Below are 17727 nucleotides of genomic sequence, written 5' to 3' on the forward strand. Positions count from 1 at the left end.
AAGATGTGTCGTTGGATGGCTTATAAAGGTGCCCCGGTTTACCTTGAGTCCTTATTGTTTGAACAAGAACATTCATTGGTACATCAAAGCATCAGTGCAAGAAAATCTACCGTAACGGTCAATGCCGATGGCTTTGGCCTAGGCTGGTATGATGAAAGAGAAGAGCCTGGCCTTTATCACGAGATCTTACCTGCTTGGAGTGACTGTAATTTAAAAAGTCTTGCTAAGCATATAAAGAGCCCTCTGTTCTTTGCTCATGTCCGAGCGTCCACTGGCACCGCCACCAGCCGAGCCAATTGTCACCCTTTTAGCTATAAGAACTGGTTGTTTATGCACAATGGGCAAGTTGGCGAATATGAATCCATTCGCTGGCAATTGGACCGCATGATTCCAGAACACCTGTACAATGAAAAGCAAGGCGCAACGGATTCGGAAGTGATATTTCTGTTGATGATATCCAATGGCTTAGAAAGCGACCCGATCAAGGCCATTACTACGACTCTTGCACAGATTTTAGAAGTCATGGCGGCAAAGAATATCTCTGAGCCCTTGCGTTTTACCGCGGTGTTGTCAAACGGTGAAGAGATTATTGCGGTTCGTTACTCTAGTGATGACAAAGCCCCAAGCCTGTATTGTAAGGCTTACGAGCAACATACTGTGATCGGCTCTGAACCTCTCGACCTATCAAATAAGGGGTGGGAGCTCGTGCCGGCAGACCATGTAGCAAGAATCTCAGACAAAGGCTACACAATCGAGCCTCTGCCTAACATCCCTTAATTAACCAACCCACAACTTACAGTGGAGAGATTATTTACCTTCTCTGTAAGCATAAGTGGCATCGAAACGAGACTGAATCCAATCACCGCTTAAGATAGGCTCATACTTAGCAGGCTTGTCAGTAGCCATGCAACTTGGTACACAAGCCACTTCGGTTTCGTAATCTGGCTCCACGAAGAATGGGAAAGAGTAGCGATGCACATCCGCTTGAGAAGCTCTTACACGGTGCGCTGTCGAAACATATTCATCATTCGTCCAACGTTGCATGAGATCACCAATATTAACCACTAGGGCGTCTTTGATTGGCGTAGCATCTACCCACTCTTCATTGCGATTTTTTACTTGTAAGCCACCGATATGATCTTGCAGTAGCAAGGTGACACAACCGTAGTCTGTATGAGCGCCGGCACCATTATCATGATCCTGGCTTGGGCGTGGCGGATAGTGAATCATACGCAATACGGTGACATGATCTTTGAAGCATCGAGTAAAAAAATCTTCCTCTAGCTTTAACGCCGTTGCCATGGCAGTAAGAAGCTTCTGTGCCACTTCGAATGCCTGCACATAATATTCTTGCAATACTTCAACAGTTTGCGGGTCAGATGGATTCTGGTTAGGACCATACATGGTGGGGTATTTCGCCGCCAAAGGATGATCGCTAGGTAGGTCCAACGCCATATCGAAAGTCTCTTTCCAATCGGAATGACCCACTTCATCCAGCTGCTCTTCCCCTATGCTGCCATAGCCGCGATGGTTCACACAGCTTTTGATATCGATGGCTTTTTTATCTTCTTGAGGAAGGGCAAAAAAGCGCTTTGCTTGAGTCATAAGCCCGGTCATTAGCTCTGAAGAAATACCTGTATTGACCAGATAAAAAAAGCCAATTTCGCGACAGGCTTTATCTAGAGCACTAATTTCAGTTTGTCGAATGTCTTTACTAGCATGGGTCAACTTCGCTAGATCAATGAGAGGAATAGACATTTAAGGATTCTCCTGCTTTTAAAATTATGTCCGTGAAGACAACTTAATCAATTGAGTATATTTAGGGTTGAAGCGTTTTAACCCGACTTCACCAAAATCGACGGTAATCATCTGCTTACCGTTTTGCTCCTGTCGCACAACCACACCTTGCCCATATTGCTCATGGCGAACTTTGTCTCCCGCTTTAAGAGAAGATTGAGAATCTCCCATGCGCTGTCGAAACGTAAGCTCAGGCACTTCTGGTAGAGCATTCAAGTAGCGCTGAAACACTCCTCCCTTCTCTGTATCGATAGGCGCGTTAATGAGCTCACCCGATAAGGCCTTACAAATTTGACTGACCGCATAAGGCTGCGCCTCAAACACAAAGCGCGATAGCGATAAACTCTTTAACGCTGCTCTAGGGATTTCCCCAAGCTTTAAGCATTTATGCTCTTGGGTGCTTGGAGCTTCTAAGATCACCAGCTTTTGCTTAGCACGGGTGATCGCCACGTAAAATAGACGCCGCTCTGAGGCAAGCTCTAGGGCAGCCTGCTTATCAATGGCACTTAAATCTTCCTCATAATAGGGAAAACGCCCTTCTTGCAAACCTGATACCAACACCAAATTAAACTCAAGTCCTTTCGACTTATGTATCGTCATTAAGTGAATACCATGGTCACTATTGCTAAGCCCTGCATTCAAGTTTGCCAGCTCTAGCAGGGTTGCTTGGGCATCACTGCCAACCCCTTTGACATAGGCCATAAAGGCGTCACAGGTGGCGATTTTCTCTTGGGTTTGAATGTCTTTATTACTGGTACTTTCAAAGTAACGATAAATGCCTAGTTTTTCTATGGTATGTTGCAAACCTTGGGCTGGATCATTCTTATAAATACTTAAACTTCGTAACCAATCGGCCCGCTCATAAAGCTTCTTCGCTCGCCAACCCTCGGTACTGTCTGCCAAAGACTCAATCATTTGTGGCAATAAGTGAACAGACTGCTTAGCTTGCTGAACCAATAAATTACGCTGCGCAGCCGCCAAGCCTAAACTAGGAACGGTTAGCAAGTATTCCACATCATCTGGATTAAAAAACACATTTGGATCTTCTAATCCGCCCGCCATAACTGCCATGTAAGCCATTAACATGCGGATCTGACGATTATCCAATAAGGGTGAGTCGCCGTGTAGCTGATAGGGTAATTTTTTATGCATTAACGCCAGCTGAATTGGCACCATGTCACTGTACAGGCGAACCAAAACCGCACAGTCGTTCAAGCTTTGCCCTTCTTCGAGCCAAGCTTTTAATTCCCCCAGTAAGGCTTTACCTACTTTGGGCGCCCGAGCAAAAGACACACGAGTTTGATCCCCAACACCAAGCACCAACGATTGTTTATCATTTTCGCTAATAACACTGGAGGCCATTAAACCTACACCGTGGCCGAATCGAAAACTTTGACTTAATGGGTAGGTGATCGCCGAGGGAAATTCTTCGTCAAACTGTTGTGCCATGATACTGGGGCTCGCACCACGCCATTCATAGATACACTGCTGCACGTCACCGACTATCATCCACTGGCAAGACTGCCCATAAAGCTGCTTTAGCAATTCATACTGACAAGGATTGATGTCTTGAAACTCGTCGATTAATAGATGGCTAAAGGCCGGCACCTGCCCTCGCACTCGGTGACACTCACTTTCGTCAAGCTCGGATAACAGAGCATGAGGGTCACTAAGTAGGTCAGAGAAAAAGCGGATGTTATCCCGCTTACGTATGTGTTCGAGTTGTTCATACAGCGGAACAAAGAAATCTCGTTCTTTTGACCAAGACATCTCGCTGAAAACCTTTGCTGCAGGTAAACCCGAGGCCTTTACTTGATCAATAAACAACAAAACATCTTCTAGCCAGTCTTTCTCATCTTGAAGGGTGATTTTCACTCCTTGACGAAACAATCTTTGCTGAGCTTCACGAATACGTTTAACCAAGCTGAAGTCATCAGTGATTAATTTTGCACTTGGCAACCAAGACTGTTGCTCCAAGCGGCGGCACAGCTTCATACCAAAAGCGTGAAACGTCATCACACTTGGCACAGCACTGTAACCCGCTTTGCGAAGATGGAGGGTGAGTCGCTGGGTAAACTCTTCTTGAGCACTTTTATTAAACATAAAAACGCCGATGCTCCGAGCGGCAACCCCCTGAGCTAATAAGTACTCAATCCGAGAAATAAGTGTCGTGGTTTTACCCGCACCGGCCACAGCGATCACTTTGGCCGGCTTGGTAACATCGTGCTGAACAACTTGTTGTTGTTCTAACGTTAAGGGAAACGCCTTAACGGATTCTGTTTGAATCTGACTCAAAATAACGTTGCCTAATCTTCAAATAAGTGACCAATCTCACGAAAAGCCAAATGCTCTCGGCCAGCTATTTTTGCAATGGACTCTCCGTACACGACTAACCTGCGTTGCACTCGTGCGAAGAACACACCATTGGTCCGCGCCACCAGCGGATAGCTAGAAGAACTAACATCGTCTTCCATAAGATTAACCACTTCACCGATCACCTCACCAACCACTACTTCTTCGCCAATGTCTTTGTGGTAGCAGACAATACCTGCACAAGGCGCTTTGACCAGATCCATAGCGTCTAATGGGTAATACTCTACTGCGCTCACATCCACCACAGGAGGCTCACCCGCTACGACGCCACGCAGTATGAAATAGTCATACAAGGCTTTGGCATCTTGCTCGGCAAACTCATCAGAAATATCATTTTCACCACGAAGCTCAAGGGTTAGTGAACGTGCGCCCCAAGGTATTAAATGCGCATAATGGGATTTTAAATGACGCCACACACTGACATTGGTTTCATCAAAAGACGATGCGCCAGTGTCCAGTTCCGACAAACCAACTTTTGCGCCTAATAACGCCAGCAAGGGAGCAAAATGACTTTCAAATTCTTGCGCTACATAAGCATGCATAGAAGCCTCCCCCGAACAGTGAAGATCAATAACTTCATCTGCATCCATAGACAAGGCCAGCAAGGTTTTCTTCATGCCTTGCAGCTCCGTTGCTTCAGGAAGCAAGGCCAACTCATCGTTAATGGCTTGCCGGATTAGGGTTAAGTCTTGATCTTCATGACCTGTTATTTCCCCTTGAATTCGTTTTTCGACTTTCGTGCCAAGTTGCGGCCAATTGCGGTTAAAGTTCCCACCCCCATCAGAAAAAGCGAAGCGACCTGGTATATAACCGTGAAAGTTTTGCGCCAAACCAATAGGATTAGCCACCGGCACTATGATGATTTCACCTTGAATCAAGCCTGCCTCTTCTGCAGTTTTTAAACGCTTCAGCAGGCGGTTGAGCACGAGGAAGCCTGGCCATTCATCCGCATGCAAGCCCGCTTGTAAATAGACTTTAGGTCGGGCGCCCGCCTCACCAAAATGATGGGCTTTTAAAACCCGCTGTGTGCCCGGTGTCGCACTAGGTAGCGTATGTGAATAAGTTTGATAAGCCATAACACCTCGAATTAAATTGGAAAACACTCAGTCCATTTGAGCCTGCAACATGTTACGCTAAATCAATTTGTTAATAAAAACCTATTCCTTTAAAAAACTACTGTAATAAATTGAACTTACCTTACGTCTAAGACTCATAAAATAAGTTTAATTCGGAGAGATTGATGAAATTATCGTTTGCAGCCGCTTCCTTAGGTGTTTCTTTACTTTTTAGCAGCTTGCCTGCATACAGCGCTTGGCAAGACACCTTAGATGAAGCCAAAGGGCAAACTGTGTATTTTAACGCTTGGGGGGGAGCCGATAATATAAATGGCTATATCCAATGGGCAGCAGACAGAATTGAAGATCTCTACGATGTAAACCTAAAGCAAGTAAAGCTTACCGATACCGCTGATGCGGTTAACAGGGTACTCGCTGAAAAAGCTGCAGGGAAAGATCAGCAAGGCTCAACCGATCTCATTTGGCTCAATGGCGAAAACTTTCGTGCCATGAAAGACAACCAACTTCTGTTTGGACCTTTCTCACAAAACCTACCCAACTACCAGGCCTATATTGATGAAAATGCAAGACAAAGCCTGACTCAAGACTTTGGTACGCCAGTAGAAGGCATGGAGTCTCCTTGGGGGATGGCACAAGTCATTTTCATGCACGACAGCCAAACATTGGCCACTCCACCAAAATCTAGCCTAGAGCTACTGGCTTATGCCAAGCAAAACCCAGGCCGCGTTACTTACCCAGAACCACCACAATTTGTTGGTACAGCCTTCTTAAAACAAATCCTACATGAGACAACTCTAGACTCATCTGTTCTTCTCAAGCCTGTTGACTCGGTAGACTTTGCCAATGTCACCGCGCCGCTTTGGCACTACTTGGATGAACTTCATCAGGTGGCTTGGCGCAATGGCCAAACATTCCCATCGAGTTCTGAAGAAATGATGCGCCTACTGGACGATCAAGAAATTGATATCGCCTTGAGTTTTGATATATCCGCAGCGTCTGTGCAGATCGATCAAGGTAATCTAGCTGACTCCGTTCGTTCCTACGTGTTTGATCAAGGCACTATCGGTAACACACATTTTGTTGCCATTCCTTACAACAGTGGCGCCAAAGCAGGCGCTCAAGTGGTTGCTAACTTCCTACTTTCTCTTGAAGCACAAATCTATAAGCAAACGCCAACCGTTTGGGGAGATTTGAGTGTTTTAGCTTATAATAAGTTAAGCGAAAAAGCGCAACGCCAATTTGATAATTTACCTCGTGGTATTGCCACACTGACCATTGAAGAGTTAGGCAATACTTTACCGGAGCCTCACAGCAGCTGGAGCACCGCCCTAGAAAACGAATGGCGTACACGTTATGCCCAATAAATTATCTTACTTGGTGAAGTAAAAAAATAGATGTCATTATCTCATTCTCGTTGGCTAGCATCACTCATTGGCCTATTGCTCGCTTTTCCTATTGTCATAGGATTAGTGGGCACTATATTACCTGCTTTCCATTATTTTCCACCGCTCGGGGAATATCAGTTCTCATTGACATCATGGACTAAGCTATTTTCTCAGGGTGAATTTCATAGCAGTTTAAAACTCACGCTAATAACAGGTATTGGTGCCCCGATACTGTCATTATGGTTAGCTTTATCCTTGTTAGCTTGGGGCTATCAAAAGCCAATTTTTGCAAAATTAGAGAGCTTGTTAGCGCCTATTTTAGCCATTCCCCATGCCGCCATCGCCATTGGATTACTCTTTTTACTAAGCCCATCGGGTTGGTTGGTACGGATTTTCAGCCCATGGCTAACGGACTTTCAACGCCCCCCTAATTGGATCAGTGTGCAAGACCCTTATGGCTTATCGCTAATCTTCGCTTTAATCGTAAAAGAAATGCCTTACCTGCTGTTTGTCATGCTGTCCTCGATGAAGAGCATTAAAGCCAGACAAAGCCTAGAAGTGGGACAAGCCCTTGGTTATGGTCGCTTAACCCTTTGGCGCAAGGTATTAATCCCCCAGCTTTACCCTATCATTCGCTTACCCTTATTCATTGTTATCGCCTTTAGCCTAACCGTCGTGGACTTAGCCCTAGTTATTGGGCCTAACACCCCCTCCACTTTGGCGGTCACCTTATTACGCTGGTTTAATGACCCAGACCTTGCCATGCGCTTTGTGGCCAGTGCAGGCGCCGTCATTTTAATGCTGGTTATCGTCTTCACCCTAGCGGGTTGGGAAATGAGCCATAAATTACTAAGCCTGTTAACCCGAGCGGAACGGAGCAATGGCCGACGTTGTGGCCCTTCCGACTATCTACTTCGATTTGGTGCTTTCTTAGGGCAGTTCACCCTACTACTGAGTGTTGTGGCTTTGCTGTTATTGCCAATTTGGTCATTTGCCAAACGCTGGCGCTTTCCTGATGCGCTGCCATCCCAATGGACCTTGGACAACCTTTCTCGGGCTTATCCATTACTGATGGAGCTTTCTACCAATACCCTGACCATTGCCACCATTACGACGCTATTAGCTTGTGGTCTTAGCCTACTAATGCTGGAAAGCAAGCGCCAAAGTGCTGGCACACGCCATACTCGACACATATTTGATTGGCTCATTTATGTGCCGATTTTATTGCCTCAAATAGGTTTCTTGTTTGGCCTGCATGTATTGTTAATTTATTTAGATTTAAACGGTGATCTCTGCGCCATTATTGCCCTACATCTCATGTATGTATTGCCATATGTGTATTTAACACTGCAAGGCCCCTACTTGGCATTTAACCAAAGCTATTTACAACAAGCTAATCGCTTAAATCATCAACCATTGCGTAACTATTTCAAAATCAAATTGGCTATGCTCAAACCACCTTTGTTTACCGCTTTTGCGATCGGCTTTTCGGTCAGCATTGCTCAATACTTACCTACTTTGATTGCGGGCGAAGGCCGCTACAGCACACTGACTACCGAGGCTGTCGCCCAAGCGGCATCAGGCGATAGAAAACAAGTGGGTGCCATGGCCCTGCTTCAAGCCCTCTTCCCAATTTTGGTATTTTGGCTCGCCCAAAGCTTACCACCTCGTTGGACAAAGTGGCGATTGGCCTGCAAGAGCCTATTTTTAAGACTCAGCCCAACCACTTCTCAAACACAAAAGGATCGCCAGTGCTAAGTCTAAAAAACTTCACCCTACATAATGGCAGCAAAAAACTCATTGACAATTTAAGCTTCGACATAGAAAACGGCCAAGTGCTTTCTATAATGGGGCCAAGTGGAATCGGTAAATCCAGCTTATTGAGTTATCTTAGTGGCACCTTGGCGCCTCAGCTCAGCGCCCAAGGCGAAATACTACTCAACCAACAGCCGATTCACGCAAAGTCTATCCAAAGTCGTAAAGTCGGCTTATTACAGCAGTCCCCTTTGCTATTTCCGCACATGAGCATTTTGGAAAATTTGCTATTTGCCATTCCAGAACAAATGCCAAAGCAACAGCGAGCAGAACAGGCTCACCAAGCCTTACTTAAGCTTGGGTTAGCCGATAAAGCTTGCGCCATGGCGGACCAGCTATCAGGCGGCCAACAAGCCCGCGTTGCCTTACTTAGAACCTTGCTCGCCCAGCCAGACTTTCTGTTATTGGACGAACCCTTCAGTAAACTAGATCCAGCCTTAAGAAGAGATGTGCGGGCGTTTGTCTTAGCAGAAATTCGCGACGCCAACATTCCAGCCCTACTGGTCACTCACGATACAGAGGATGCCAGCGCCATGCAGGGCAATTGCTTGGATTTAAAGCCCTTCCATCCGGCCAACAAGGCTTAATTAGACTTTGATAACTGCTCGAATAATGCCTGATAACTCGGCAAGAGCTCTTTACGACTAAAACTTTGACAACTAGGCAAGGGCTGGGGGTTTTCCAACAGAGCTAGAAGCGTATCGACCGCATTCACGGCTTCTTGCTCCACATCCTCTATTATGCTGTCGTACAAATAGTCTTTTGCAAACAGCTCTGGATACACCTGACGATTAGGCAGCAAAGGAATGCAACCTAGACTCACAGCCTCCAACACCGCCAACCCTAAAAACTCATGCAAGGCGGTTGAGAGCACCACATCTGCCTTAGCAAGGTAATTCAGGTATTGCTTACGCCTTGGTACATAACCAAAGTGCTCAATACGATGGGAATACCGCTGCTTTATTTCATCAAACGCTTTTGGCACTTCACGAAATTGCTCACCTAAGACGGCAATTTTAAAATCTAAACGCCGTGTCTCCAGCTCTTGCAATATAGCCAGCAGCCTATCTGGGCCTTTATCAAATTCCCAGCGGGCATTCCAAACCAGTTTGATAGACCCAGAAGAGTCATGCTTAACAGGTTTGTCTAAATCCGCAGCGACTTCAATGGGGACAGGCAATACACAAGAGCGCGCCTCAACAGCCTGCAACCAGTTAGGGGATGAGTAATCTGGTAGCTTTTTGAGTAACGCTCTGGCGCCATCGAAAAAACTTTGCTGGTTAAAGCGACTGTTAAACACACATATATCAGCCGCCATGGCACTGTACAAAGTGACCATCTGCATTTCCACCAAACCTTGCTGCTTGTCATTAGCAGGATAGGCAAATTGATTCTCGTGAAAATACAGCAACCAAGGAATCGTTTGTAAGTTCGGACACAGCGCCTTAAGACCTGCGCAGTCTGTCATAGAGGTCGCTACCACAAGATCGTATTGGGCATCTAACAACGACCTGTAATTAGCATCCATGGCGAAACTTAATGCATTGCCTCGAATACGCCAAGCAAAGTGCCTTGCAGGTAACGCCAGGTATTGCCATTGATGCTCGCTCAATCCCGACATTAATGTGTGCGCCCAAGCTTTATGACTGCTTGCCTCATAGGCACTGATCAATAATATTCTCACGATTTTCCTTCTCTATTCTTCGTTTTCCAAGCTAGGTCGCATATCATGTAGGAAAGTAACACAATTTAAGGAACACCATGATCATCCAACAACACGATCAAGACATTACCACCCCTACAGGCTTAATGCGTTGCACCATCTATCGCCCCCAAGCAGAGGGTCGCTACCCATGCATTATTTTTTACTCTGAAATCTTCCAGCAAACTGCCCCTATCGCGCGTTCAGCGGCCATTATGGCAGGTCACGGATTTGTCGTATTAGTGCCGGAAGTTCATCACGAACTTAACCCTATTGGTACAGTATTGGGCTATGACGATGAAGGGAAGGACAAGGGCAATAACGATAAATTCACCAAGCCTTTAGAAGCCCATGACAGCGACACTGTGGCGATGATCAGTTATTTCGAGCAAGAAGATTATTGCAGTGGCCAATTTGGCGCAATGGGCGTTTGTCTTGGTGGGCACTTAGCTTATCGAGCAGCATTAAACCCTTGCATACAAGCAGCATTTTGTCTTTATGCAACAGACATCCACTCCAATACGCTGCCATGCGAAGAAGGCAACGACTCTTTCACTCGCACTGAGGAAATTCAAGGCGAATTGGTCATGGTATGGGGCAAACAAGACCCTCACGTACCATCTACTGGCCGTCAAAAGGTTTATCAGCAATTGATGGATACCGAGCGCAATTTCACTTGGTATGAAGTAAATGGCCAGCACGCTTTTATGCGTGACGAAGGGGACCGTTACGATCCCGCATTAGCCTTAGAGTTTTACGCAAAAGCCGTCGCTTTGTTTAAAAACACCCTGCATAAAAGCTAAAGCGACCTATCGCGAGGTGGACTAGGATTCGCCTCGCCATATTGGCGTCATCAAACATTCACCACGCTCACTTGAGATCCACATTTCACCGTCTTGAATGGTGACATTCAACTGCATTGATCGAGCACAAAGCTCTGCCAACTGCACCACTTGTGACTCAACAAACTGCAATACACGTAGGTTATCAAAGCGGCTATTTTTACCTTGATTTTGCTGCCACCAGATATCGGATTTGTCGTTATAATTTACAACAATGACTTGTTGAGCACGACCACAGGCTTTACGAAGGCGCTTCTCATCCGGTTGCCCTAACTCTACCCACATCAACACTTCATCGGAATAATTTTTTTGCCAGAGATCCGGCTCATCCTCTGTACTAATTCCTTTTGTAAAAGCGAGCTGTTCCTCACCTTCTTTTTCATCGGCCAACAATGCAAATGCCGCCAAACGTACCATCATTCGTTCCTGAGTTTCAGATGGATGTAGCGCTAATGTTAGGTCGTAACCCTGATAATGATGACGATCCATATCGGAAACTTGTACGGATGCTTTGTAGACAGTTGCTTTAATGGCCATGCTGGTGAATCACTACTCTAAAAAGGATGAAAGCCCAATATTGGGCGCGTGTATTGTACAGCAAAAACGCCGACAGGAGTGGTTAACAAGGCTAAACTCAACCGTCACTTTTCGTGAAAAAATACCTTTCTATTTTTTCACCACAATTGGTTGACATAAAAGCGCTTATCAGGCTGAATATAGATACTTATTCACTTTAGAAATAAGTTAATTCCATTGAGTTTATTTGAAGGAGATACGCATGATTACTAACGCTGTGACCTACGCCACCATCTCTCGATCCGTCTGCTCAAAACGAAATACCATTCGTTTTGTCACGCGCTCAATGGCTAGGTAAAACCACTACATTGACCGCGAAATTTACGCGGTCTTGCTTCGAATTCCCTTTCAAAACCTCGTAAATTTCGCCTTTTATTGGAGAAAATTTATGAGCTTAATCGCCCTACTCAACTACGCAAAAAACTACTTTCATCAAGCACGCACTCAAAGAAGCTTGAACCACCTAAACGATCATTACCTAAATGATTTGGGGTTTTATCGTGACCATGGAAAAATTCGCCCACTCAGCCCAAGAAATACAAAACTAGGGTGTGAACTTAATCAAAGCCCACCGATAGACCCCATAAACCCAAGGTGAGTATTAGGTCGGGTTGGCCCACAAACCAACCCGACCTAATCACTGATTTTTACGCCCTAAGATTCTTTACTCTCTTTCTGTGGAAGACCCACCATACTCTTCACAAAAGAACAATAAAATAAATTATATATTTTATTTATCTTTTGGGTTGAATTTTGCTGGCAATGAGCAATGAGAAAATTTCCCTTTTGACTACACGCCATAGTGAATTTTCGTATATTATTGTATGACAATTTCAGGCCAAGGATGTGGTCACACCCCTTGATAACTTTCCCTGAAATGAACGAGGCAAAAAGCCTTCTTTACATTGTCTACTGTATTTAATATAGGAATAACATGAATAATAAATTGACAGGAAAGAACATTCTTATCACCGCTGGCGCTCAAGGTATTGGCGAAGCCATCACTAAGCACCTAATTGATAGTGGCGCAAACCTTGCCATTCATTACTTTTCTAGTGCCGGCACGGCTAACAAACTTATCGAATACGCTGCAAGCAAAGGTCAAAAAGCAATCGCCATTAGTGGCGACCTTACAGATGAAACACAAGCTAACGCACTGGTTGAAAAAACCGTTAGCGAACTTGGCAGCTTAGACATCTTAATCAACAACGCAGGCTCTTTAGTCGCGCGTAAATTACTTAACGAAATGGAAACCGATTTCTGGCACAAGGTAATGGACATCAACCTAACCTCCATGATGTTTGTAACTCGCGCCGCAACACCTTACTTAACCAAGAACGAAAACAGCAGCATAGTAAACCTAGCTTCTCTTGCTGGCCGTAAGGGTGGCCACCCAGGCTCTTTGGTTTATTCGACCAGCAAAGGTGCAATTCTAACCTTCACTCGCGCCCTTTCTGCAGAACTTGGCCCGCAAGGTGTTCGTGTTAACGCGGTGGCTCCTGGCTTAATCCTAGGTACATCCTTCCACAACACTCATACCAGCAAAGAATCTGCAGATGAAACAACCGCTGGCATTCCAATAAAACGTGCGGGTAACGCCGACGACGTAGCCCGCGCTGTGACTTACCTAGCCTCGGAATACGATGGTTTCATCACAGGAGCCACTCTGGACATCAATGGCGGCGTTTACAACATGTAAACCTACCCCATAAAAAATGGCCCTCACTCCACATGGGCCATTTTTTATTTTAGCAAAGCCTTTATGCCTGAATAAGCTATAAATAGCTGACTTAAATAATGCCCACTCACCTTCTTGCACTCGTCCTTAGCATCAGTAACACGCCCATGATAGTAGACATGAGCTGACGCATCAGGAAGCTTATGGATCGACACCAAAGCTGAAGGCACCGTTAGAAACTCCGGTAAAAAACCAACCTTAATACGACAAAAGCTAGGCTTATGACAACGCTTGCATGTGCCCCGCTTTACGGGCGAAAATCCAGCCTGATAACTTTTGAACGCCACATTGGTTAAATCCAGCTCATCACAGTCTTTTAGAAGATACACGCATTCATCATTAAAGCCTGACTTCAAAAAATCCTGACAGGTTTGGCAATGGCAAATCATCCGAAACCTAGGGAAAGGCAAACGCTCTATCTCTGAGAGGTAGCAAGTGCATATTTCAGGTTTTTTAATGGTTGTCATGCTACCGCCCTAACTTTAGTTTTAGATGAATAAGTAAAATAAACATTAACAACTCAATCTAAAAAAATCTGATAAAGACACTAATACCAAACTATCCCTGCTTATACACACAGCATATGTTGTTAGTAAAACAATAAGATATTATCCGAATACATTCTATTCTTACAGTTCCAGGAAACTTTAAATTACTGTAACATCAACAACTTGGATTGTACGTTTATTCCATTTCAACTGTTGGAATGTAACATAAAGGATTTTATATGATGTTTCATAAAGCTTTTTTTGTAGCCCCCATCTTCTTTCTTTTAGCCGCCTGTTCATCACCAGGGCCAATGCAAATGCAGCCAGGCCCGATAAACACACCAGCCTTCGAACCTATTGCATTAGATCTAGTAAAGGATGAATCTCATAAAATCCTCTTTAAAGAACAATACGTAACAATGTATGAAAACGACACTCGTGAAAGCCTTCTTGGTGGAACATTTTTCATTACCGAGAATGGAGCTTACCTTGCCTACTGGAACACTCAAACCTTTCAATACAGCATTACATACAAAATACAAGCAAACGAAATAACTAAAATCTCTGATCACACAGTAGTTCGTAAATACCTTCCCAACTCCGACTTAGTTGTCATAACAGACAAAGATAACCGTGACATTGGCTTTGGCATAAATAAACGTAATGCCGCAAAATATAGTCTTGAAAAAATTATGACGAGAAATCAATAATTTCATATTGAAGCCTACTTCCTAATCATTCAATTTAAGGAGCCTAATCCCTTTTCGATTTTAACTAACTAAGTACACCCCTATATATAGTAGGAGCATGACCATTACATGAGTCACATTATTTCCACTTCCCTCTGAAACAGGAGAGGGTACTAAAGAGACAAGCCCTATTTCGAAGCACCAATATAATGACACAATAACGGTCTCGAAGAAGAGGTACAGTGGCAAAAAAATTCGTTTATTGATCATCCTGAATTTGTTGATGCGATATTGGCAACTGAGTGTTAAATAAAAAAAGAACCCACTAATTTCTTAGCAGGCTCTTTAAGTTTTTGAACTCAGATTGAACAACTAATACACATCATGATACCCATCTATAGCAGGACAATATGATGGTGGGTCATAAGGATCTTCGTCAAAGTCAGGTTTACGCCTAATAAAACATTTTAGGTTTTCATCGTCATCACTGTAGTGGTGGCTAAAAAATGCCTTGTCATCAATCCAGAAATGCCCATCATAAACGTTACCCGCTTTCTTATCGATTTTAGATTTAAGATGATCGCAAGCCTCTTGATAAGACCACTCACTTGAATCATTTTTCGTAAATTCAAAGAACATGTATTTATCACTACCAACATCAAGCGGTTCGATGCCATAGGCATCAACAAGCCCCTTATCATCTACTTCTTTTCTTCCTAATTGCCTAGCACCGATCTGCTTCATAAACCCTTTTTCAACAAATTCTGACTGAAAATCCCCCCAAGGCTTACTATTATCTATTCGAAAAGTTGTGTTTTCTAGGATCGCAATTAACAAGGAGCTTTTTTGGTTTGGGTTCAGCTGCTTCCCTCTGTTACCTTGAGTTTTCACATATTCATAACGTCTTTGTAGCGCATGATATGAAGTAAAGTCATATTTTCTTGCAACACGCTCAAGAGCGTCTGTGTGAAGAATATGTAACTCTTTCTTGAGTTTTTTTGCTTCTTTTTTAATATTAGAAAGAAAGGTAGCTGTGATGGTAATTTCTGACATTGTCTTATTTCTCCAAGCGAGAATACGTGTCAATTCGCCCCTAATCTCCACTTATTCAAAGGTGGTTATAATAAGATCAATAATGTGAAAAGCACTGTTTCAATTGGTTCTCGAAAGAATTTGCCACATTGGGGCGGGCAGGCATCCAAAAAGCCTATATGCGAACTTAACCTATTACCCAAACTAGGTCAACAGACACAAAAAAAGCCCACTTCAGTGGGCTTTGCTTTTGCTGATTGGAAAGGCCAGCCATTTAGCTGATGTTGTCGTTTACCGAGCCTGGTGTTTACTGTTGTGCTATTTGCTGTTGGCACATGCAGGTAACTTGGATTAGGTCGACGAGTTCTTTTGATGGAACAAAGGCTGGATCGCTACTGAGTTTCATGGCTTTTACTATGTTATTTAGCAGTTGGTATTTGTCGGTTTCGAGGAGTGCGGTGTTGGGCGTGGTGGTGGGGAGTTGTTTTTGCTCATTGAGTTGTATTTCGCAGTCAATGAATTAGCGGCGGGCTAGTTTGCCCTTTCGTTGCGCTCGGCCATGATCTGTTCTTTTACCATGTCTAGGGTAATGAAGTAACTCATTGATCTTCGATCACCGCCCTGTTTTTTGGTTTGGACTTCTCAGATGTAGCCGACAAAGTAAGCTGAACCGAATCCGTATCAGACCAAACCCTGTTAAATGGATAGACGATGTTAAAAACAGGATCGCCATAACCAAGTTGCAGCGACGTTGGTTGCCCTGTTTCCAAATCTGTGTAGCTGGACACAACAGACCCAACCTTACGACGATTTGCATACTAAACTGGTAAGAAGACAACTAGTAAAGCATTAAAGCCACATACATAAGTTATCTACTAAATTCACATCTGTTAATCTTTTCTATGTACAGCTTTCTCTGAAGGGCAAATGAACATTTCATGGGCCACATCATTTCTACTTCCCCCTAAAGGGGGACCTACAATATATCTTACCAGCACCCAACAATTCCGCATGTCGCAATACCGCCTGCGCTTTTAGAAAATTCTTAACCAAGTATTTAATTTATGTGAAAAACCATAAGCCAATGCGCTTAGAAATCCTGTAATTTTATGACATAATATCAGTAATCATTCGCAGCACGATGTTGGTGTAAAGCGAACCACTTACAAGATTGTTGATTTTATAAAATGCCACAAGAATTAGGCGTAAGCCCTGTAAACACAGAGGATAAGCTGGATAGACGCTTTTCTGTCGCACCCATGATGGATTGGACCACCAGTGACTATAGAGTGTTTGCCCGTACTCTCACTAAACAAACACTGCTTTACACTGAAATGGTCACCACGGGCGCTTTGTTACAAGGCAATCATCCTGAGCGTTTTTTAAAGTACGATGAATGTGAACACCCTATTGCGCTGCAATTAGGGGGCGCGGATGCCAAAGCATTAGCCGAGTGCGCCAAGATGGCAGAGCGTGCAGGGTTTGATGAGGTAAATCTCAATGCAGGCTGCCCAAGCGATAGAGTGCAGAACAGCCTAATTGGTGCCTGTTTAATGGCTCACCCAGACAAGGTGAAAGATGCCATGCGGGCCATGCAAGATGCTACTAGCCTACCCGTCACGATCAAACACCGTATAGGTCTAGACGACCAAGAAGATTACAGTGTAGTTAGAGATTTTGTTGGCGATATCGCCAGCACAGGAGTGAGCACTTTTATTGTGCATGCCCGAAATGCGATTTTGCAGGGTTTAAGCCCAAAAGAGAATCGCGAAGTGCCGCCGCTCAAATACGATTATGTTTATCAGCTAAAGAAAGATTTCCCAGACCTTGAAATCATTCTTAATGGTGGCATTAAAACCATAGCAGAATGCAAAAATCATTTAACCCAATTAGACGGGGTGATGCTAGGCCGCGAGGCTTATCATAACCCTTGGTTACTCAGTCAAGTTGACCAAGAAATTTACCATGGTCAACCTTGTGTGAGTGATCGCTACCAAGCGCTGGAAGCTTTTGTTCCTTATGTGGAACAGAAACTCGCAGAAGGTGAACGACTATTGCACCTTACACGACACATTTTAGGTATTTTCCAAGGTCAAGCAGGCGGCAAACAGTTCCGTCGCTACCTTTCTGAAAATGGTCATAAAGCCGACGCAAAAGTTAATGTATTATTAGAGGCCATTGATTTGGTCAAACATCATCAACACAAAGGATAGA

15 protein-coding genes are annotated in these 17727 nt (G+C 44.2%); 8 read left to right on the plus strand and 7 right to left on the minus strand.

What is annotated here, in order from left to right:
* Positions 1-3: 3 nt before the first annotated feature.
* Complete coding sequence (locus tag ABJF92_RS06620) at positions 4-777, plus strand: class II glutamine amidotransferase (protein WP_446815019.1); 774 nt, start codon at positions 4-6, stop codon at positions 775-777.
* 30 nt (positions 778-807) lie between these two features.
* Here ABJF92_RS06620 and ABJF92_RS06625 read toward each other — a convergent pair whose 3' ends face one another.
* The 3 genes from ABJF92_RS06625 to ABJF92_RS06635 are packed head-to-tail and all read right to left on the minus strand — an operon-like array spanning position 808 to position 5246.
* A complete protein-coding gene (locus ABJF92_RS06625; RefSeq protein WP_446815020.1) occupies positions 808-1758 on the minus strand; it encodes an isopenicillin N synthase family dioxygenase in 951 nt (316 codons plus the stop codon).
* Between the two features lie 24 nt (positions 1759-1782).
* The gene (locus tag ABJF92_RS06630) at positions 1783-4092 is read right to left on the minus strand and encodes an ATP-dependent helicase (protein ID WP_446815021.1); all 2310 of its coding nucleotides are present in this window, start codon (positions 4090-4092) and stop codon (positions 1783-1785) included.
* An 11-nt stretch (positions 4093-4103) separates the two neighbouring features.
* On the minus strand, positions 4104-5246 hold the full coding sequence (locus ABJF92_RS06635) for a succinylglutamate desuccinylase/aspartoacylase family protein (RefSeq protein WP_446815022.1): 1143 nt from the start codon (positions 5244-5246) through the stop codon (positions 4104-4106).
* A gap of 164 nt (positions 5247-5410) precedes the next feature.
* Between ABJF92_RS06635 and ABJF92_RS06640 the strand changes: the two genes are divergently transcribed.
* From ABJF92_RS06640 to ABJF92_RS06650, 3 genes are read left to right on the plus strand one after another with little or no spacing between them, the layout of a single operon-like run.
* On the plus strand, positions 5411-6610 hold the full coding sequence (locus tag ABJF92_RS06640; protein WP_446815023.1) for an ABC transporter substrate-binding protein: 1200 nt from the start codon (positions 5411-5413) through the stop codon (positions 6608-6610).
* 30 nt (positions 6611-6640) lie between these two features.
* Positions 6641-8389: an ABC transporter permease gene (locus tag ABJF92_RS06645; RefSeq protein WP_446815024.1), complete on the plus strand. Its 1749-nt coding sequence runs from the start codon at positions 6641-6643 to the stop codon at positions 8387-8389.
* Positions 8383-9033, plus strand: a complete 651-nt coding sequence (locus ABJF92_RS06650) for an ATP-binding cassette domain-containing protein (protein WP_446815025.1) — start codon at positions 8383-8385, stop codon at positions 9031-9033. The genes ABJF92_RS06645 and ABJF92_RS06650 overlap by 7 nt, the downstream gene beginning before the upstream one ends.
* Here the strand turns inward: ABJF92_RS06650 and ABJF92_RS06655 are convergent.
* Positions 9030-10130: a tRNA-queuosine alpha-mannosyltransferase domain-containing protein gene (locus tag ABJF92_RS06655; protein WP_446815026.1), complete on the minus strand. Its 1101-nt coding sequence runs from the start codon at positions 10128-10130 to the stop codon at positions 9030-9032. The two genes, ABJF92_RS06650 and ABJF92_RS06655, sit on opposite strands and share 4 nt — an antisense overlap.
* 77 nt (positions 10131-10207) lie before the next feature.
* On the opposite strand from ABJF92_RS06655, the gene ABJF92_RS06660 reads away from it, so the two are divergent.
* Positions 10208-10951 (plus strand): dienelactone hydrolase family protein, encoded by a 744-nt coding sequence (locus ABJF92_RS06660; protein WP_446815027.1) that lies wholly within the window; start codon positions 10208-10210, stop codon positions 10949-10951.
* Between the two features lie 21 nt (positions 10952-10972).
* Here the strand turns inward: ABJF92_RS06660 and ABJF92_RS06665 are convergent, their stop codons facing one another.
* Positions 10973-11527, minus strand: a complete 555-nt coding sequence (locus tag ABJF92_RS06665) for a YaeQ family protein (protein WP_446815028.1) — start codon at positions 11525-11527, stop codon at positions 10973-10975.
* Between the two features lie 973 nt (positions 11528-12500).
* Between ABJF92_RS06665 and ABJF92_RS06670 the strand changes: the two genes are divergently transcribed.
* Positions 12501-13265: an SDR family NAD(P)-dependent oxidoreductase gene (locus ABJF92_RS06670; protein WP_446815029.1), complete on the plus strand. Its 765-nt coding sequence runs from the start codon at positions 12501-12503 to the stop codon at positions 13263-13265.
* A gap of 44 nt (positions 13266-13309) precedes the next feature.
* Here ABJF92_RS06670 and ABJF92_RS06675 read toward each other — a convergent pair whose 3' ends face one another.
* On the minus strand, positions 13310-13771 hold the full coding sequence (locus ABJF92_RS06675; protein WP_446815030.1) for a GFA family protein: 462 nt from the start codon (positions 13769-13771) through the stop codon (positions 13310-13312).
* 260 nt (positions 13772-14031) lie between these two features.
* On the opposite strand from ABJF92_RS06675, the gene ABJF92_RS06680 reads away from it, so the two are divergent.
* Complete coding sequence (locus tag ABJF92_RS06680; protein WP_446815031.1) at positions 14032-14502, plus strand: hypothetical protein; 471 nt, start codon at positions 14032-14034, stop codon at positions 14500-14502.
* Positions 14503-14853: 351 nt separating this feature from the next.
* On the opposite strand, the gene ABJF92_RS06685 is transcribed toward ABJF92_RS06680, so the two are convergent.
* A complete protein-coding gene (locus ABJF92_RS06685) occupies positions 14854-15534 on the minus strand; it encodes a hypothetical protein (protein ID WP_446815032.1) in 681 nt (226 codons plus the stop codon).
* A 1166-nt stretch (positions 15535-16700) separates the two neighbouring features.
* On the opposite strand from ABJF92_RS06685, the gene dusA reads away from it, so the two are divergent.
* Positions 16701-17726, plus strand: a complete 1026-nt coding sequence (gene dusA / locus ABJF92_RS06690) for a tRNA dihydrouridine(20/20a) synthase DusA (RefSeq protein ID WP_446815033.1) — start codon at positions 16701-16703, stop codon at positions 17724-17726.
* Position 17727 lies beyond the last annotated feature (1 nt).

Source organism: Marinomonas sp., from assembly GCF_039940335.1.
Lineage (GTDB): Bacteria > Pseudomonadota > Gammaproteobacteria > Pseudomonadales > Marinomonadaceae > Marinomonas.